Annotated in this window: 14 protein-coding genes; 10 read left to right on the forward strand and 4 right to left on the reverse strand. The window is 70.0% G+C overall.

Features of this window, described 5'->3' with window-relative positions:
- Positions 1 to 452 precede the first annotated feature (452 nt).
- The 8 genes from ABZ707_RS28360 (at position 453) to ABZ707_RS28395 (ending at position 10,937) form a co-directional block, all read left to right on the forward strand.
- The gene (locus ABZ707_RS28360) at positions 453 to 4,193 is read left to right on the forward strand and encodes a nitrate- and nitrite sensing domain-containing protein (RefSeq protein WP_360180265.1); all 3,741 of its coding nucleotides are present in this window, start codon (positions 453 to 455) and stop codon (positions 4,191 to 4,193) included.
- Positions 4,194 to 4,202: 9 nt separating this feature from the next.
- The gene (locus ABZ707_RS28365) at positions 4,203 to 4,616 is read left to right on the forward strand and encodes a roadblock/LC7 domain-containing protein (protein WP_030351794.1); all 414 of its coding nucleotides are present in this window, start codon (positions 4,203 to 4,205) and stop codon (positions 4,614 to 4,616) included.
- A 109-nt stretch (positions 4,617 to 4,725) separates the two neighbouring features.
- Positions 4,726 to 5,133: a DUF742 domain-containing protein gene (locus ABZ707_RS28370; RefSeq protein WP_319683976.1), complete on the forward strand. Its 408-nt coding sequence runs from the start codon at positions 4,726 to 4,728 to the stop codon at positions 5,131 to 5,133.
- Positions 5,114 to 5,695 carry an ATP/GTP-binding protein gene (locus ABZ707_RS28375; protein ID WP_189282429.1) on the forward strand — a complete coding sequence of 194 codons (582 nt, stop codon included), beginning with the start codon at positions 5,114 to 5,116 and terminating at the stop codon, positions 5,693 to 5,695. The genes ABZ707_RS28370 and ABZ707_RS28375 overlap by 20 nt, the downstream gene beginning before the upstream one ends.
- A gap of 337 nt (positions 5,696 to 6,032) precedes the next feature.
- Entirely contained in the window at positions 6,033 to 9,233 is a 3,201-nt protein-coding gene (locus ABZ707_RS28380; protein WP_360180268.1) for a nitrate- and nitrite sensing domain-containing protein, read from the forward strand.
- A 10-nt stretch (positions 9,234 to 9,243) separates the two neighbouring features.
- Positions 9,244 to 9,657 (forward strand): roadblock/LC7 domain-containing protein, encoded by a 414-nt coding sequence (locus tag ABZ707_RS28385; RefSeq protein WP_026057603.1) that lies wholly within the window; start codon positions 9,244 to 9,246, stop codon positions 9,655 to 9,657.
- 85 nt (positions 9,658 to 9,742) lie between these two features.
- On the forward strand, positions 9,743 to 10,375 hold the full coding sequence (locus ABZ707_RS28390; protein WP_360180270.1) for a DUF742 domain-containing protein: 633 nt from the start codon (positions 9,743 to 9,745) through the stop codon (positions 10,373 to 10,375).
- A complete protein-coding gene (locus tag ABZ707_RS28395) occupies positions 10,356 to 10,937 on the forward strand; it encodes an ATP/GTP-binding protein (protein ID WP_031229389.1) in 582 nt (193 codons plus the stop codon). The genes ABZ707_RS28390 and ABZ707_RS28395 overlap by 20 nt, the downstream gene beginning before the upstream one ends.
- A gap of 142 nt (positions 10,938 to 11,079) precedes the next feature.
- Here the strand turns inward: ABZ707_RS28395 and ABZ707_RS28400 are convergent, their stop codons facing one another.
- Both ABZ707_RS28400 and ABZ707_RS28405 read right to left on the reverse strand, forming a co-directional pair.
- On the reverse strand, positions 11,080 to 11,283 hold the full coding sequence (locus tag ABZ707_RS28400) for an acyl-CoA carboxylase subunit epsilon (RefSeq protein WP_360180271.1): 204 nt from the start codon (positions 11,281 to 11,283) through the stop codon (positions 11,080 to 11,082).
- A 65-nt stretch (positions 11,284 to 11,348) separates the two neighbouring features.
- Positions 11,349 to 12,932, reverse strand: a complete 1,584-nt coding sequence (locus ABZ707_RS28405; protein WP_360180273.1) for an acyl-CoA carboxylase subunit beta — start codon at positions 12,930 to 12,932, stop codon at positions 11,349 to 11,351.
- A 384-nt stretch (positions 12,933 to 13,316) separates the two neighbouring features.
- Here ABZ707_RS28405 and ABZ707_RS28410 point away from each other — a divergent pair, with 384 nt between their 5' ends.
- Entirely contained in the window at positions 13,317 to 14,522 is a 1,206-nt protein-coding gene (locus tag ABZ707_RS28410) for a glycoside hydrolase family 64 protein (RefSeq protein ID WP_360180275.1), read from the forward strand.
- Between the two features lie 81 nt (positions 14,523 to 14,603).
- Here the strand turns inward: ABZ707_RS28410 and ABZ707_RS28415 are convergent, their stop codons facing one another.
- Positions 14,604 to 15,113: a hypothetical protein gene (locus ABZ707_RS28415; protein ID WP_319684839.1), complete on the reverse strand. Its 510-nt coding sequence runs from the start codon at positions 15,111 to 15,113 to the stop codon at positions 14,604 to 14,606.
- 197 nt (positions 15,114 to 15,310) lie between these two features.
- Here ABZ707_RS28415 and ABZ707_RS28420 point away from each other — a divergent pair, with 197 nt between their 5' ends.
- Positions 15,311 to 15,928 carry a YceI family protein gene (locus ABZ707_RS28420; RefSeq protein WP_360180277.1) on the forward strand — a complete coding sequence of 206 codons (618 nt, stop codon included), beginning with the start codon at positions 15,311 to 15,313 and terminating at the stop codon, positions 15,926 to 15,928.
- Between the two features lie 87 nt (positions 15,929 to 16,015).
- Here the strand turns inward: ABZ707_RS28420 and ABZ707_RS28425 are convergent, their stop codons facing one another.
- The gene (locus ABZ707_RS28425; RefSeq protein ID WP_360180279.1) at positions 16,016 to 17,362 is read right to left on the reverse strand and encodes a hypothetical protein; all 1,347 of its coding nucleotides are present in this window, start codon (positions 17,360 to 17,362) and stop codon (positions 16,016 to 16,018) included.
- Positions 17,363 to 17,504 lie beyond the last annotated feature (142 nt).

Consider the following 17,504-nt stretch of genomic DNA (forward strand, 5'->3'; position numbering starts at 1 on the left):
TCCGTGTGAGTTTGCTCACGACTCCACCGGCATTTCTCTCATTACGGACAGCGATGGAGCATCACTGAAACGGACATTGCACTACTGAACGTTCCATTCCGCTGCTGATCATCAGGTCCCGGACACCCCCCACCCGTAAGCAGATCGCCGGAATAAGCCCGGTTTCTCCGTGAACGCTTTCTACGGCTTGTGACTCGCCGCTCACGCCCAGTCATACAGGTCACGGCCCTACCCTCGGCCCTTGTTGGAGATCCTGCACTGTGCTGGAATTCCCCCCACCGCCGCGGGTTTCAAACCGGCGCGCAGAGGCGCAACGCAGCGCCGAGTGGCGGCGGGGAAGGGGAGCTGCGCCGGTCACTCACGACCACCATGGGGAGCGTTCTGCGCCCCACGACGCCGACACCGTCCCGCCGTTCTGCGGCAGGACGCCTGGTCCAGAGGTTGCGACGCTAGTGCAGGGACGTTACAAGAGGGATAGCAGTGCTGCGGCGGAGCAGGAGCCCCGCGGCGGAACCGACCGCGGCTCCTCGCCCCAGCACACCCAGAACCCGGGCCCGGCCCCCTCCGGCGAGAGCGGCGGCCGCGGCGGACACCCCGGGACGGCGCCGGGTGGCGAGGGCACTTCGGCCGCGCCGAAGCAGCCCGTGGCACCACCTGACGCGGGCTCACGAATAGCCCTGCGCAACTGGCGCATCAGCACCCGGCTGGTGGCTCTGCTCACCCTGCCGGTGGTCGCGGCCACCACCCTGGGCGGACTCAGGATCAATGAGTCGCTGAATGAGATTCAGCAGTTGGAGCACATGCAGCTGCTGACCAAGATGACCAAGGAGGCGACCACCCTCGCCGCCGCGCTCCAGGCGGAGCGTGACGACTCGGCAGGTCCCCTCACCAACGGCATGGGCTCCAAGGACTTCAAGGTCCAGGACCGCCGTACCAAGACCGACCGGGCGAAGAAGGCGTTCCTCGACGCCACGGTCGACATCGGGAACACCGATGGCGACGAGGCGCTGGAGAGTATCCGCTCGAACGTCAACCAGATCGCCACCCAGGTCAACCAGATCAATGAGATCCGCAAGGACGCCTACGCCTCGGGGTCGGACTCGCACTCCCTGACGGTGGACGCGTACAGCGGTCTGATCGACTCGCTGCTGAGCCTCTCGCAGGACATGGCCCAGGCCACCAGCAACCCGGACATGATCAAGCGGACCCGCGCGCTGGCCGCGTTCTCGTCCGCCAAGGAGTACGCCTCCATCCAGCGGGCGATCATCGCCGCCGCGCTGCCGTCCACCGACAAGACGCGGGGCAAGCTCACCGAGAACGACCGTCTCTACGGTCTGGCCGCGGCGACCAAGGAGCAGAACGCCCTCACCTCCTTCAGCTCGCTGTACGAGTCCATGGGCGGCGACGCCGAAGAGCTGATGGCTCCGCTGAACGGCCAGGGCAGCTCGGAGATCGACGCCGCGGAGAAGTACGCGGACCGGGTGCTGGACAACTCCGACGGCCTGGCCAAGGCGCCGCCGCGCTCGTATCTGGACTGGACCGACCAGGCGTCCACGCGGATCAACGCGATGAAGACCATCGAGGCCACGCTGCTGGGCGAGATGGAGGGCAAGGCCCGCGAGCTGCGCAACGACTCGCAGCGCGAGGCGCTCATCAACGCCGCGCTGATCCTCGTCGTCCTCGGCGTCTCGCTGGTCGGCGCCTTCGTGGTGGCCCGCTCCATGATCCGCTCGCTGCGCCGGCTCCAGGACACGGCGACCAAGGTCGCCCAGGAACGCCTGCCCGAACTGGTCAAGCAGCTCTCCGAGTCGGACCCGCAGGACGTCGACACCTCCGTCGAGTCGGTCGGTGTGCACTCCCGGGACGAGATCGGCCAGGTCGCCACGGCCTTCGACGACGTGCACCGCGAGGCGGTCCGCCTCGCCGCCGAGCAGGCCCTGCTGCGAGGCAACGTCAACGCGATGTTCACCAACCTCTCGCGCCGCAGCCAGGGCCTCATCCAGCGCCAGCTCTCCCTGATCTCCGAGCTGGAATCCCGTGAGGCCGACCCGGACCAGCTCTCCTCGCTCTTCAAGCTGGACCACCTCGCGACCCGTATGCGCCGTAACGGCGAGAACCTCCTGGTCCTCGCCGGTGAGGAACCGGGCCGCCGCTGGACCCGGCCGGTGCCGCTGGTCGACGTGCTCCGTGCCGCCGCCTCCGAGGTGGAGCAGTACGAGCGCATCGAGCTGTCCTCGGTCCCCGCGACCGAGGTCGCCGGACGCGTCGTCAACGACCTGGTGCACCTGCTCGCCGAGCTGCTGGAGAACGCGACGTCGTTCTCCTCGCCGCAGACGAAGGTCCGGGTCACCGGTCACGCGCTGCCCGACGGACGCGTACTGGTCGAGATCCACGACACCGGTATCGGCCTCTCCCCGGAGGACCTCGCCGCGATCAACGAGCGGCTCGCCTCGCCGCCCACCGTGGACGTCTCGGTCTCCCGCCGCATGGGTCTGTTCGTGGTCGGCCGGCTGTCCCTGCGCCACGGCATCCGGATCCAGCTCAGGCCCTCCGACTCCGGTGGTACGACCGCGCTGGTCATGCTGCCGGTCGATGTCGCGCACGGCGGCAAGAAGGCCCCGGTGGGCAGGCCGGGCGCCGGTGCCCAGAACGGCGGGGGCCAGCCTCCGGCCGGGGCCGGCGGCCAGTTGACCGGCACTCCCGGCGCTCCCGGTGCGGCCGGCGGCGGCCGTCCCGGTCTCGGCGCCGGTTCGCCGCGCGGCCAGGTCGGCGCCGGTACGAGCCCGCGCGCCGCGCTGCCCGCCCGTGACGGAACGCAGGGCGGTCCGCAGGCCGGCGGCCGGCAGGACCCGCCGCGTCAGGACTCCGGTCTGCCCAGCGTCTTCGGCCAGAACGCCTTCGGCGCGCCGAACCAGGGCGGCCAGGGCCAGAACGGACCCGGCCAGAACGGCCAGGGCCGCACGGACTATCCGGGCGCCCCGCTGGGTCAGAACGGCCAGCCGGGCCCGCACACCCAGAACGGCCAGCCCGGCCAGAACGGCTTCAGCGGCCGTGCCCAGAACGCCTTCCAGCAGGGCGGCGCACCCGACCGCGGCCGGCAGCTCCCGCCGCCCGGCGGACCGCGCGCCGAGCTGCCGGGCGGCAACCCGCAGCCGCAGCGGTCCCAGCGCCCCGAGACCACGAGCTGGGGTGCCGAACAGCAGCGTTCCCCGCTGGACGCGCCGCGCGGCCACGAGGAGCACGACTCCACGGGCCAGTACGCGCGGCCGTCGGCCGAGCAGCAGGGCCCCGGTTCCACCGCGGAGTTCCAGCGCCCGGACCTGAACGGTCCCCGGCCCGACGCGGGCATCCCCCAGCAGGGCGGTCCCGCGGACGTCGCGGCCACGGCCCAGTTCCCGCGGCCGGACTTCAACGCCCCGGCGGGCTACCGCCAGGACTACCCGGCCCAGCAGGACTACGGCACGCAGCAGGACTACACCAGCCAGTCCGGCTTCCGCGCCCCGTCCGACTACAACGCCCCGCAGCAGGACTACAACGCTCCGCAGGGCTACGGCGCCCAGCAGGACTACAACGCTCCCCGGCCCCCGGCGCCGGCGCCCGGTTCACAGGGCGGCTACCGCCAGCAGGGACCGCCGCACCAGCAGCAGCCCGAGGCGCTGCCTCCGGCCGGTCCCGGTGACGGCCGTACCCCGCTGTTCGACAACCTGGAGACGAACTGGTTCCACGGCACACAGCAGGGCGGCCAGCAGCAGGCGCCGCACCAGCAGGGCCCGTCCCACCCGGCTCAGCCGCAGCGGCGGGATCCGATGCCGCAGCGCGAGCCCGCCAACCGTCCGGGCGGCCATGGCCCGGGCATGAACGGTCCTGGCGCCAACGGCACCGGGGTCACCTCCTCCTGGCGCACGTCTCCCAACGACGAGCTGGTACGCCAGGCCGAGCGGGTCAAGAAGCCCGCGGCGGGCGGCATCACCACCTCCGGTCTGCCCCGCCGGGTGCCGCGCGCCAATCTGGTGCCCGGCACCGCACAGGAACAGAACAACCAGGCCGGTCCGCAGGTCTCGCGTGCGCCCGCTGACGTACGCGGCCGGCTGACCAATCTCCGTCGGGGTATCCAGCAGGGTCGTCAGGCCGGCAACACCGGCCCGGCGAACAGCGGCTTCAACCTCGGCAACTCTCACCAGCAGGAGCGTTAGTTGAGTCCGATGAGTCAGGCTGCGCAGAATCTGAACTGGTTGATCACCAACTTCGTGGACAACACCCCTGGGGTGTCCCACACGGTGGTGGTCTCCGCAGACGGACTTCTGCTGGCCATGTCCGAGGGCTTCCCCCGCGACCGAGCCGATCAGCTCGCGGCCGTGGCGTCCGGTCTCACCTCGCTGACCGCGGGGGCGTCCCGGATCTTCGAAGGCGGCCCGGTCAACCAGACCGTGGTGGAGATGGAGCGCGGCTTCCTCTTCCTCATGTCCGTCTCCGACGGTTCCTCCCTGGCCGTGCTCGCCCACCCCGAGTGCGACATCGGCCTGGTGGGATACGAGATGGCCCTCCTGGTCGACCGCGCCGGTACGGTCCTCACTCCGGACCTGCGCGCCGAGCTCCAGGGAAGCCTGTTGCACTGAGGCTTCCAGGCACAGCCCCCAGCTCCACCACCGTCAGGCCGCCCATCCGGCCCCCCACCGGCCAAGTCAGACGGCACGCAGACATCTTGCTGTCACGCCCGGAGGATTCATGACCCCGCCACCCGCCTCTCACGATCCGTACGGCGTCTCAGTCGACGCCTCGTACGGTCCTGAAGGCGACCAACCGCTGGTACGCCCGTACGCCATGACCGGCGGCCGGACCCGGCCGCGGTACCAGCTCGCCATCGAGGCACTGGTCAGTACGACGGCAGACCCGGCACATCTCGCCACCCTGCTCCCCGAGCACCAGCGGATCTGCCACCTGTGCCGGGAGGTCAAATCCGTCGCGGAGGTGTCGGCGCTGCTGACGATGCCGCTCGGGGTCGCCCGCATTCTGGTGGCCGACCTGGCAGAGGCGGGCATGGTGGCCATCCACCAGCCAGGCAATGGAGAGGCCGGCGGCACGCCGGATGTGACACTGCTCGAAAGGGTGCTCAGTGGACTTCGCAAGCTCTAGCGGCGGTGCGGCCCGCTCAACCACCAGCGCGAAGATCGTGGTGGCGGGCGGCTTCGGCGTGGGCAAGACCACGTTCGTCGGCGCCGTCTCGGAGATCAACCCGCTGCGTACCGAAGCCGTCATGACCAGCGCATCAGCCGGCATCGACGACCTCACCCACACCGGAGACAAGACCACCACCACCGTGGCCATGGACTTCGGCCGCATCACCCTCGACCAGGACCTCATCCTCTACCTCTTCGGCACCCCCGGACAGGACCGCTTCTGGTTCATGTGGGACGACCTCGTCCGCGGCGCCATCGGCGCCGTCGTCCTCGTCGACACCCGCCGCCTCGCCGACTGCTTCCCCGCCGTCGACTACTTCGAAAACTCAGGACTCCCCTTCGTCATCGCCCTCAACGGCTTCGACGGACACCAGCCCTACACCCCCGACGAAGTACGCGAAGCACTCCAGATCGGCCCCGACACCCCCATCATCACCACCGACGCCCGCCACCGCGCCGACGCCAAAAGCGGACTCATCACCCTCGTCGAACACGCCCTCATGGCCCGACTCAAGTAGACGGCCGGATACGGCAGTTGTCGTACACTTCCGCGGAGGTGGGCTGTGTCTTTCGACACGGCCCGCCTCCGCGTTCATAACATTTCGACAGAGGTTTCACCGGCTCCGGACACCCGACGCACTCGGCTGGTACCGCTGCGCTCATATCGAACCCGCCTTTTGCCGTGACTCGCTCTTTATGCCCGTTTTACTAGAGGCTTGGATCACTCGGAATGGCTGATTCCTGCTGTTTGGAATGCGGCCGTTCCCCGTGCTGGAATTCGACAACTCCCGAGTAGTACGGCCCGAACGAAAAACGGCACAACGTAGGTGCCGACGCCGAGAGGTTGTTGGTCGAGTGAGGCGAAGCAAGACGAGCTCCGCGGAGCAACAGGCGCGGGGCAACTTCACCCCGCCGCCGCGCGCAGCGGTGCCGCCTGCGGCCACGACCGGCACGCCACCCGCGGCCGGCAGCCCCAGTCGGCTCTCCCCCCGCAACTGGCGGGTACGCACCCGGCTGAACGCGATTCTCCTCATTCCCGTGCTGGTCGGCCTGGTGATGGGCGGCTTCCAGGTCAAGGCGTCCCTCGACACCTGGCAGGAGGCGCAGGACGCCGAGGCCACGGCACTTGTCGTACGGGCCGCCTCGGAGTACGGCCAGGCGCTGCTCAACGAGCGGGACCTCACCGCTCAGCCGCTGCTGACCAACAAGCGCGACGCGCCCGCCGTCGCCCAGGCCCGGGCGGCCACGGACGCGGCGAAGCGGAAATTCGACACCGCGGTCCGTGACATGCCCGCGAAGCAGGGCCTCCAGCGCCGCCTCAGCCTGTTCCGGGCCGAAGAGCCCAAGCTGGAAGGGCTCAGGAAGACCGCCTACACGGCGGGGATCGAGACTCCGGACAAGAGCGGCGGCAACGGCGGTCCCGTGGCGACCGAAGAGGGCTATGTGCTGGTCCAGCACTCCCTCATGGAGTTCGCCAACGAGCTGGGTCTCGGCACCGGCAACATCACCAGCTACGGCCGTACCGTCTACGCGCTCCAGCTCGCCAAGGCCGCCGAGTCCCTGCAGCGCGCCATCGGGATGCACCTGCTGGTCAGACCGAGCCAGAAGGACGACGTCAGGGCCGGCCAGACGATGGCCTTCTCCTCGTACGCGTATCTGGAGGACATCGCCCTCGGCGAGTATGTCTCCGGCGGTACCGAGGCGGACACCGTCAAGCTCCAGGACGTCATGAAGAAGCAGACGGCCGAGGGAGCCAGGAAGCTCGCCGCCGCCCAGCAGCAGGCCGCCGCGGCCGGCCAGGACTTCAAGGCCCCGCCGACCCGGGAGGGCTCCGTCCTCGACGGCATGGTCGCCGCGATCGCCACCGGCGCCAGCCCCGAGCAGCTCGCGGGCCGCGGTGTCACGCCCGAGGTGTGGATGGCCGCCTCCACCGCCAAGTTCGACGGCTACACGGTGATCGAGAAGGATCTCGTCGACAAGGCCGTGGCCGACGCCGCGCAGATCTCGGAGAACGCCAGGAACGACGCGATCACCAATGGCGCCGTCGTGGTGATCGCCCTGCTGGCCGCCTTCATCCTGGCCGGCATGATGGCCCGGCAGATGAGCCGCTCGATGCGCTCGCTGCGTACGGCCGCGTTCGGTATCGCCGAGCAGCGGCTGCCGATGCTGGTCGACCAGCTCTCCCGGGCCGAACCCGGCCGTGTCGACACCCGGGTCCAGCCCATCCCCATCGACTCGCGCGACGAGATCGGCGAAGTCGCCCGCGCCTTCGACCAGGTCCACCGCGAGGCGGTCAGGCTCGCCGCCGAGCAGGCCATGCTCCGCGGAAACGTCAATGCGATCTTCACCAACCTGTCGCGCCGCAACCAGTCGCTGATCGAGGGCCAGCTCACCCTCATCACGGACCTGGAGAACAACGAGGCCGACCCGGATCAGCTCGCCTCGCTCTTCAGGCTGGACCACCTGGCGACCCGTATGCGCCGCAACGGCGAAAACCTCCTGGTGCTCGCCGGCGAGGAGCCGGGCCGCCGCTGGAACCAGCCGGTCCCCCTGGTCGACGTGCTGCGGGCCGCCTCCTCCGAGGTGGAGTCGTACGAGCGCATCGAGCTGAGCGGTGTGCCCGAGACGGACATCCACGGCCAGGCCGTGACCGACCTGGTGCACCTGCTCGCCGAGCTGCTGGAGAACGCCACCACGTTCTCCTCGCCGCAGACGAAGGTACGGGTCACCGCGACCCGGCTGCCCGACGGCCGGGTGATGATCGAGATCCATGACAAGGGCATCGGCCTCACCGCCGAGGACTTCGCGGACATCAACCACAAGCTGGCCAACCCGCCGACCGTGGACGCCGCAGTCTCCCAGCGCATGGGCCTCTTCGTGGTCGGCCGCCTCGCCGACCGGCACGGCATCCGCGTCCAGTTGCGCCCCTCCGGCGAGCAGGCCGGTACGACCTCCCTGGTCATGCTGCCCGACGCGATCACACACGGCGGCGGAGGCGGCGAGCCCGCGGCGGCCGACGACTTCACGGTCTCGCAGATCATCCCCGACCAGCAACTCCCGCCGGAGGAGCAGGTCTTCCCGACCACTCCGATGCTGACCGCCGCGGAGCTGGGCTTCGACGACTCCCGTTACGAGGAGCCGCGGACGGACGACACGCGCCGCCTGGATCCGGTCAACCGCACGCTGCGACGCGAGGAGCGGCGGGCCGCGCTGGGGACGCCGTCCGGCGGCGGACAGCCGCCCTTCGGCGGGCGGCGGGACAGTGGCTACCGCGAGGAGACCGACGGCCAGTACGCGCCGCAGGAGGCGTCGTACGAGCAGGGCTACGCACCGCCGCGGGCGACCGGCTACGACGAGTACCGGGCACCCGAGACGTACCAGTCGTCCAACGGCTATCAGGAATCCCCGGGGATCCCGTATCCGGAGGCCGCGCAGCCCGAGCCGCAGCACTCCGGCGGACCGTACGAGAGCGGCTTCGACGCCCATGCCCATCAGGGCGAGTGGGGCGAACAGAGTACTTATCAGGGCACGTACGAACTTGAGCAGGGACCGGAACCGGAATCCGGCCACAGCGCTCCCGAGATCGTTCCCGAGCGCGTAGGCTTCGACCGTCCGGGTCCCTCCCCGAGCACCAGCCACGCGCTGACCGACGCGGGACTGCCGCGCCGCGGCAGCGGCCAGCAGCAGTGGGCGCCCACGGGCCAGGACGAAGGACAGACCGCACGGACCCCGCTGAACGGGCAGAGCGGTGCGGACGGTTCCCAGGACTGGCGGTCGACGAACGACGACCGCCAGCAGCGGGCCGAGAAGCTCCGTGAGCCCAAGGCGGGCGGGATCACCTCGTCCGGTCTCCCCCGCCGGGTGCCCAAGGCCAACCTCGTCGAGGGATCGGCGGAAGAAACCCCGCAGGGCGGCCCCCAGGTCTCCCGGGCCCCGGAGGATGTGCGCGGCAGGTTGAGCAACCTGCGGCGCGGCGTCCAGCGGGGACGCGACGCGGGAGCGGACACGAACGGACCGGGCCACGGCCCGGGCAGTACCTACCACCAGGAGCGTTAGTGTGAGCCCGATGAGCCAGGCGGCGCAGAATCTCAACTGGTTGATCACCAACTTTGTGGACAACACCCCTGGGGTGTCCCACACCGTGGTGGTCTCCGCCGACGGACTCCTGCTGGCCATGTCCGAAGGTTTCCCGCGTGACCGAGCCGATCAGCTCGCGGCCGTGGCGTCCGGTCTCACCTCGCTGACCGCGGGGGCGTCCCGGATCTTCGAAGGCGGCGCCGTGAACCAGACAGTCGTCGAGATGGAGCGTGGTTTCCTCTTCATCATGTCCATCTCCGACGGCTCCTCGCTGGCCGTACTCGCCCACCCCGAGGCCGACATCGGCCTCGTCGGATACGAGATGGCCCTCCTGGTCGACCGCGCCGGCACGGTCCTCACTCCGGACCTGCGCGCCGAGCTCCAGGGAAGTCTGCTCAACTGACGGACAGTGCGCTGAGCGCCGCCGCACCGTAGGGTGCGGTGGCGCGACCCCACAGGGACATGGACCGGCGGTCGGAGGAGGAAACGTGGCTACACCCCCAGGCGGGCACCCTTATGACGGTGCCCAGCAGTTCCCTGGTGAACACGCCCGGAACCGCTTCAATTTTCCCTCCACGCCGAGCAGACAGAACACCCAGCACGTCCAGAACAACCAGAACAACCAGAACAACCAGGGCGGACAGGGCTACCAGGACGGTCCGCCCGGACCGCGGCAGCCTCTCCCGCCGCAGCGGCAGCCGTACAACGAGCCGCAGGGGCCCCGTATCCAGCCGGTACAGCCCCGGCGCGCTCCGGCAGCCGATCCCCCCGCGGGCACACACAATCCGTTGGTGCGCCCGTACGCCATGACCGGCGGCCGGACCCGGCCGCGTTACCAGCTCGCCATCGAGGCACTGGTCAGTACGACGGCGGACCCGTCCCAGTTGCAAGGGCAGTTGCCCGAGCACCAGCGGATCTGCCACCTGTGTTTTGAGATCAAATCGGTCGCCGAGATCTCGGCGCTCCTTTCCATCCCCCTCGGCGTAGCCCGGATCCTCGTAGCCGACCTGGCGGAGGCCGGACTTGTCGCCATCCATCAGCCCGGCGGCGACGAGGCCGCCGGGGGCCAGCCAGACGTGACACTGCTCGAAAGGGTGCTCAGTGGACTTCGCAAGCTCTAGCGGCGGTGCGGCCCGCTCAACCACCAGCGCGAAGATCGTGGTGGCGGGCGGCTTCGGCGTGGGCAAGACCACGTTCGTCGGCGCCGTCTCGGAGATCAACCCGCTGCGTACCGAAGCCGTCATGACCAGCGCATCAGCCGGCATCGACGACCTCACCCACACCGGAGACAAGACCACCACCACCGTGGCCATGGACTTCGGCCGCATCACCCTCGACCAGGACCTCATCCTCTACCTCTTCGGCACCCCCGGACAGGACCGCTTCTGGTTCATGTGGGACGACCTCGTCCGCGGCGCCATCGGCGCCGTCGTCCTCGTCGACACCCGCCGCCTCGCCGACTGCTTCCCCGCCGTCGACTACTTCGAAAACTCAGGACTCCCCTTCGTCATCGCCCTCAACGGCTTCGACGGACACCAGCCCTACACCCCCGACGAAGTACGCGAAGCACTCCAGATCGGCCCCGACACCCCCATCATCACCACCGACGCCCGCCACCGCGCCGACGCCAAAAGCGGACTCATCACCCTCGTCGAACACGCCCTCATGGCCCGACTCCGGTAGCCATGGGCGTTCCCACGAGGTCCCCCGCACTCAGGACGTGCGGGGGACCTCGTGTGTTCCGTGCCCGCGCGCGCCGGGTACGCGAGGGCCCCCGCGCTCCGGGGCCGGAACGCGGGGGCCGTGACGCCGATGACGCGGGGACTCAGCCCTGCCAGCTGTGCGGGGCGCGGAAGCCGGGGGTGCGTTCGAGCCTGCGCCAGCCGGCCGTGGAGCGGCCGCGGTGCGCGGGGACCTCGGGCTGGGCCGCGGCGCGGGCCAGCAGGACCGCCGTGATGGCGGCCAGTTCCTCGGGGCCGGCGTAGCCCTTCTCGACACGCAGCACGGATTCGTTCGTCGGTTCTGTCATGGAGGTGGTGTCTCCGTCTTCTCGGCGGGAGGAGTCTTCTGGCGGGAGGGGCGCGGGGCGCCGGGTCACTGCGGAGGGTTGCCGTGCTTGCGGGACGGCAGGTCGGCGTGCTTGGTACGGAGCATCGCGAGCGCGCCCGCCAGCACCTCACGGGTCTCGGCCGGGTCGATGACATCGTCGACCAGGCCGCGTTCGGCCGCGTAGTAGGGGTGCATCAGCTCGGCCTTGTACTCCTTGACCATACGGGCCCGCATGGCCTCGGAGTCCGCGGCCTCCGCGATCTGCTTGCGGAAGATGACATTGGCCGCGCCCTCGGCGCCCATCACGGCGATCTCGTTGGTCGGCCAGGCGTAGGTGAGGTCCGCGCCGATGGACTGCGAATCCATGACGATGTAGGCGCCGCCGTACGCCTTGCGCAGGATCAGGGAGATCCGGGGCACCGTGGCGTTGCAGTACGCGTAGAGCAGCTTGGCGCCGTGCCTGATGATGCCGCCGTGCTCCTGGTCCACGCCGGGCAGGAAGCCGGGGACGTCCAGCAGGGTGACGATGGGGATATTGAAGGCGTCACACATCTGGACGAAACGGGCGGCCTTCTCGGACGCCTCGATGTCCAGGACTCCGGCCAGCGACTGCGGCTGGTTGGCGACGATGCCGATCACCTGGCCGTCGAGCCGGGCCAGAGCGCAGATGATGTTGCGGGCCCAGCGCTCGTGGACCTCCAGGAAGTCGCCGTCGTCGACCAGTTCCTCGATCACCTTGTGCATGTCGTACGGGCGGTTGCCGTCCGACGGGACCAGGTCGAGCAGGACGTCGGAGCGCCGGTCCGCGGGGTCCTCGGAGGAGACCGAGGGAGGGTTCTCGCGGTTGTTCTGCGGAAGCATCGACAGGAGATAGCGCACCTCGGCGATGCAGGTCTCCTCGTCGTCGTACGCGAAGTGCGCGACGCCGGAGGTCTCGGCGTGCACATCGGCGCCGCCGAGGCCGTTCTGGGTGATCTCCTCACCGGTGACGGCCTTGACCACGTCGGGGCCGGTGATGAACATCTGCGAGGTCTCGCGGACCATGAAGACGAAGTCCGTGAGGGCCGGGCTGTAGGCGGCGCCGCCGGCGCACGGGCCCAGCATCACGCTGATCTGCGGGATGACCCCGGAGGCGCGGGTGTTGCGCTGGAAGATGCCGCCGTAGCCGGCGAGCGCGGAGACGCCCTCCTGGATACGGGCGCCCGCGCCGTCGTTCAGCGAGACCAGCGGAGCGCCGGCCGAGATGGCCATGTCCATAATCTTGTGGATCTTGGTGGCGTGGGCCTCGCCCAGGGCGCCGCCGAAGATCCGGAAGTCATGGGCGTAGACAAAGACGGTGCGGCCCTCGACGGTGCCCCAGCCGGTCACGACGCCGTCGGTGTACGGCTTCTTGGCCTCCAGGCCGAAGCCGGTCGCGCGGTGCCTGCGGAGCTGCTCGACCTCCTTGAACGACCCCGGGTCGAGCAGCAGCTCGATGCGCTCACGGGCGGTCAGTTTGCCCTTGGCGTGCTGGGCCTCGGTCGCGCGCTCGCTGGGCCCTCGGCGCGCCTGCTCGCGCAGGGCGTGCAGTTCCGCCACCCGCCCCCGGGCGTCGGCTGGGTCGCTCGGCGTCTCGTCCACTACGGTCATGTACCAACCCTACGAAGACCACACAGGAAAACACGCCGTCGACTCCACACAGTCTCCTGACGGTATTCCTGGTGGGCCTGGACAGAACCCGGCCCGATGCGGGGCTCCAGGACAGCAAGGTACCCCCACCGCTTGTGGGATTCCCCCTAGATGTAAGCCCCGGGCCATCTCCCGGCCACGGCGGGCGCCGCACGCGGCGGACCGGTCCGGAGACCGGACAGGCCCGTCGGTACGCCCGAGTGGGTGAATCGCGCGGGGGCGAGAGCGCTCTCAGCCGGACCTCTTGACGCCCTTCTCCCGCCTCGCGAGAGTGGTCCGCGACGCAGGCGCGACCCCCACATACCGCGCATTTCCGCGTTCCCCCCACATTCCAGGAGAACATCCGTGATATCACGTCGACTGTTCCTCACCGGCACGGCCGCCACCGCCGCGGCGGTCACCTCCCCGCTCTGGGGTCCCGGGCTCGGCTCCCGGGCAATGGCCGCCGCGGACACCTGCGAGATCGCCCTCCGGAACACCTCGCTGCCCGGCTCGGTCAACGCGTACGTCACCGGCCACGAGCAGGGCACCGACCGCTGGGTGCTGCTGCGCGCCGACGGCACGGTCTACCGGCCGGACTCGCCCGCCGCGCCGGGGACCCCGCTCCCGGTGGACTGCGCCATCCCGCTCGGCGCCCCGGGCGGCGCGCCGGTGGTGCTGACGCTGCCGCAGATGTACGGCGCCCGGGTCTACTTCGTACGCGACGACACCCTGGACTTCTTCCTCAACCCGGGCCCCGCCCTGGTCGAGCCGGCCTTCGCGACCAGCGCCGACCCCAACTACGGCCGCACCTGGTCGTTCTGCGAGTTCACCTTCAACCCGGACCAGCTCTACTCCAACATCAGCTATGTCGACCTGGTGACGGCCCTGCCCATCGGCATCACGCTCGAAGGCGACGCCACCCACACGGTCGCTCCGCTGCCCGAGGGCGCCCTCCAGCGGATCGCGGACGGGCTCACCGCCCAGGCGGCCGTCGACGGGCACCCCTGGGACCGGCTGGTGCTGCGCGGCGCGGACGGCGGCGTCCTGCGCGTGATCTCGCCGCAGAACCTGGCCGGAGAGGCCCCCTTCGCGCGTGTCTGGGACAGCTATGTCGACCGGGTCTGGGAGAAGTACGCCGCCACGGATCTGACGATCGATCTCCAGGGCGGCCGGGGCGTGTTCACCGGCCGGGTCAGCGGTGACACCCTCACCTTCAGCGGCGGCCACACCTTCGCCAGGCCGACCTCGATGGACATCTTCACCTGCGACAGCGGGCCGTTCGCCAACAACCCGGGCGACTCCGACGACAAGAAGGGGCTGCTCGCCCGGCTGGCGGCCGCCTTCAACCGCTCGACCGTACTGAGCCACGCCGTCCAGCCGAACGGCGCCACGGCGGCGGACTACTACCAGGACCCGGTCACCAACCACTTCGCCCGGGTGGTGCACGCCAACACCCCGATCGGCTACGCCTTCCCGTACGACGACGTCCAGCCGGACGGGCAGCCCGATGTCTCGGGCGCCGCGCACGACGGCAATCCGCGCCGCTGGACGGTGTCCCTCGGCTCCTGAGCCGCCACCACGCGACGGTTCCCCGTCCTCCGCTCCGGGGAGGACGGGGAACCGCGCGTACGGCGCCGGGCCGGAACGGGCTCAGCAGCCGCCGCAGTTGTAGAAGGTCACGTCCCAGTGGTTGCCCTCGTCGGCGTAGACATTGCCCGCGCCCGACTGCCACTGCGGATAGCCGTCACCGCGTACGCCGATGTAGGTGAAGGTGTTCTTGACGTAGTTGGTGAGACAGGTGGACTTGGCGAAGTCCAGCTTGTAGCCGTTCCAGTGCGAGTACGTGCCACTGGCGTGCCCGGTCTCCGTGCCGCCGGTGATGTTGAGGCCGCAGCCGACGGCGCCGCGCAGGGTCTGTGCTCCCTGAGCCGTGGTCAGGTTGAGCTGGTCGAACGAGGTACAGGTCGGCGTGTTGCGGTTGGAGCAGCCGCCCGACGAGGACCAGGTGATCCCGGACGAGCTGAACATCGAGGTCGCGGTGGCGTGCGTGATCTTGGTCGCGGCCTGGGCCTCGGTGGCCGAGCCGAGCACCCCGAAGCCGGGGGCGAAGAGCGCGCCGAGGACGAGGGCGAGCGCGCTGAGGACGGTGCGGATTCTCATGGGGGGTTCCCTCCTGCGGAAGACCGTGGTCGCGATGGAGCGGCTGTGCAGGTGGAGCAGGGAGATCGTGCCCGATGTCTACGCGCGTCCGCCAGAGGGCGTCGCCATCAATCGGATGACGTTGTTGAATATTGAACGAGATCGCGCTACAGTGCACTTCGTTGAAGGTTAAACAACCACTCTTCAGGGAGAGAACCATGGCTTTCTTCGGCCGCAAGAACAGCGCCCAGGTCGCCACCGCCGACCGCGAGATCGACCCGGCGCTGGCCGCGCTGACCGGCGAGTACACCATCGACCCGGCGCACAGCACGATCAGCTTCACCGTCCGGCACGCGATGGTCACCAACGTCCGCGGCACCTTTGTGGAGCACGAGGGCTCGCTGACGCTGGACGGCACGAACCCGGCGGCCTCGTCCGCGGCGATCGACGTCTCCATCTCCAGCGTCGACACCGGAATGGCCGACCGTGACGGTCATCTCCGCAGCGCCGACTTCTTCGACGCCGAGACCTTCCCGAAGATGTCCTTCCGCTCGACCTCCGCCGAGCACGTCGGCGCCGACACGTACCGCGTCACCGGCGACCTGACCATCAAGGACGTCACCCGGCCCCTCACCATCGACCTGGAGTTCAACGGCTCGGCCACCGATGTGTACGGCAACGAACGGGTCGGCTTCGAGGGCAGCGCCGACATCCTGCGCTCCGACTGGGGCCTGACCTGGAACGCCGCGCTGGAGACGGGTGGCGTGCTGGTCAGCGACAAGGTGAAACTGAGCTTCGACATCTCCGCGATCAAGAAGGCGCCCGAGGCGGTCTGAGCCCGGTGAACACCGAGGTGGGTGAGACGGGCGGCGGGGGCCTGCCCCGAAGGGCACGCGGGGCGCGCGGGTCCGGCCGCGGCACCGCTACAGTCCGCTCCCGCCGTCGAACCCACCGCCGTCGCCGAAGCCCCCTCCGCCACCGAAGTCGCCGTTGCCGAAGTCGCCCGGGTCCTGGCCCGGGCCCAGGTGGCCGCCGTAGCCGCCGTCTCCGTAGTCGGCCGCGTACGCGGGACTGGCGATCATCGAGCCCAGCATTGTCCCCACCAGCAGTCCGGGAAGCAGCCCGCCGCCGAAATAGCCGCCGGCCCAGGGCCCGTACACGGGCCCGGCCTCCCAGTACGGACGGGGTCCCCGCTCGGTCGGCACCGTACGGGTCATCGGTTCCTCGCCGTCACCCAGTCTGGTCGCGTCGGCCGCGCAGACCGGCACGGCCCGGGGGACACCGGCGGGCGGCGCCCAGTCCGCCTCGGTCACCGCGGGTCCGTGGCGCGGGTCGAAGAAGCACGGCGAACGCCGTTCCGGAAGAGGGGCGCCCTTCCTGCGGGCCTCCAGCACGGTCAGCGAGAACCTGCCGTCCTCCAGCGCCTCGGTCACGCCGCGCACATCACCGGGCCGTTCGGCGGAGACCATCCGCGATTTCGCCTTCTCGTACGCGTCGAGCGCGTGCTCGTAGTCCGCGCGCATCGTGTCATCGGCGCCCGCCTCCGCCGGATGGAAGTCCAGCCGGTCGAGTTCCTCGCCGAAGGCGGTGATGTCCTCGTCCACCACGACCCGTAGCTTGCCCATCGCCTCCCGGTCGCGTTCGGCCTGCTGACGGCGGTTGTGCCGGACCGCCGCGTAGGCGCCCGCGCCGCCCAGCACCACCAGCCCGCCGAGCACGATCAGTCCGGTGGACGAACCGCCGACGTCGCCCGATTCCAGCTCCGGTCCGGCGCCCCAGGACGACGGGGCATGGCCGCGGGTCTGCGGCAGCGCCCGGTCGACAAAGGTGTGCAGCTCGGTCGCTGCGTCGGCGGAGCCGCCGGTGCTGACCCCTTCCGTGAGATCGCGGACGGCCCGCTTCGACAGCACGGCCGCGTCGGCGCCCGCGTTGAAGGCGTCACCGAGCTGGATGGCGTAGAGGCCCATCACCCCGGTGTCGGCCCGCACCGCCTCCAGCACGTTCTGCGGCGGGAACTCCGCGGCCCTGGGCAGTACGGCCACGAAGACCGGCTTGTCCGCGTCCTTGATCTTCTTCGCGAGCGCCTCGGCGTCGGCCGCCGGAAGCCGGCTCGCGGCGCGCGGGTCCACATAGACCGGGCTCTTCCTGAGGGCCTCCGCCACGGCCGCGGGGCCGGTGTCTGCGGTGCGGTCGCCCGGCATCGCCGTGAAGGCGGTGGCCGACAGGGCGAGCAGCAGCCCGAGCAGTGCGAGAAGCAGCCTGGTCCTCATGCTTCAACGCTACCCAAAGCGGGGCAAACTCGGACAGGCGGAGAGGTGGTGCACCCGGACGGCCGTCCCTCTTCCACGGCACGGTTCAGCGGACCGTAGTAAGGGTCCGCCAGATCCTCCAGGACGAGTCCGAGACTGGCCG

Source organism: Streptomyces sp. NPDC006923, from assembly GCF_040635655.1.
Taxonomy (GTDB): domain Bacteria; phylum Actinomycetota; class Actinomycetes; order Streptomycetales; family Streptomycetaceae; genus Streptomyces.

Coding starts and splice junctions, on each gene's coding strand:
- ABZ707_RS28365 (WP_030351794.1), top strand. CDS start 4,203: ATGAGTCAGGCTGCGCAGAATCTGAACTGGTTGATCACCAACTTCGTG.
- ABZ707_RS28370 (WP_319683976.1), top strand. CDS start 4,726: ATGACCCCGCCACCCGCCTCTCACGATCCGTACGGCGTCTCAGTCGAC.
- ABZ707_RS28385 (WP_026057603.1), top strand. CDS start 9,244: ATGAGCCAGGCGGCGCAGAATCTCAACTGGTTGATCACCAACTTTGTG.
- ABZ707_RS28400 (WP_360180271.1), bottom strand. CDS start 11,283: ATGACAGAACCGACGAACGAATCCGTGCTGCGTGTCGAGAAGGGCTAC.
- ABZ707_RS28405 (WP_360180273.1), bottom strand. CDS start 12,932: ATGACCGTAGTGGACGAGACGCCGAGCGACCCAGCCGACGCCCGGGGG.
- ABZ707_RS28415 (WP_319684839.1), bottom strand. CDS start 15,113: ATGAGAATCCGCACCGTCCTCAGCGCGCTCGCCCTCGTCCTCGGCGCG.
- ABZ707_RS28420 (WP_360180277.1), top strand. CDS start 15,311: ATGGCTTTCTTCGGCCGCAAGAACAGCGCCCAGGTCGCCACCGCCGAC.
- ABZ707_RS28425 (WP_360180279.1), bottom strand. CDS start 17,362: ATGAGGACCAGGCTGCTTCTCGCACTGCTCGGGCTGCTGCTCGCCCTG.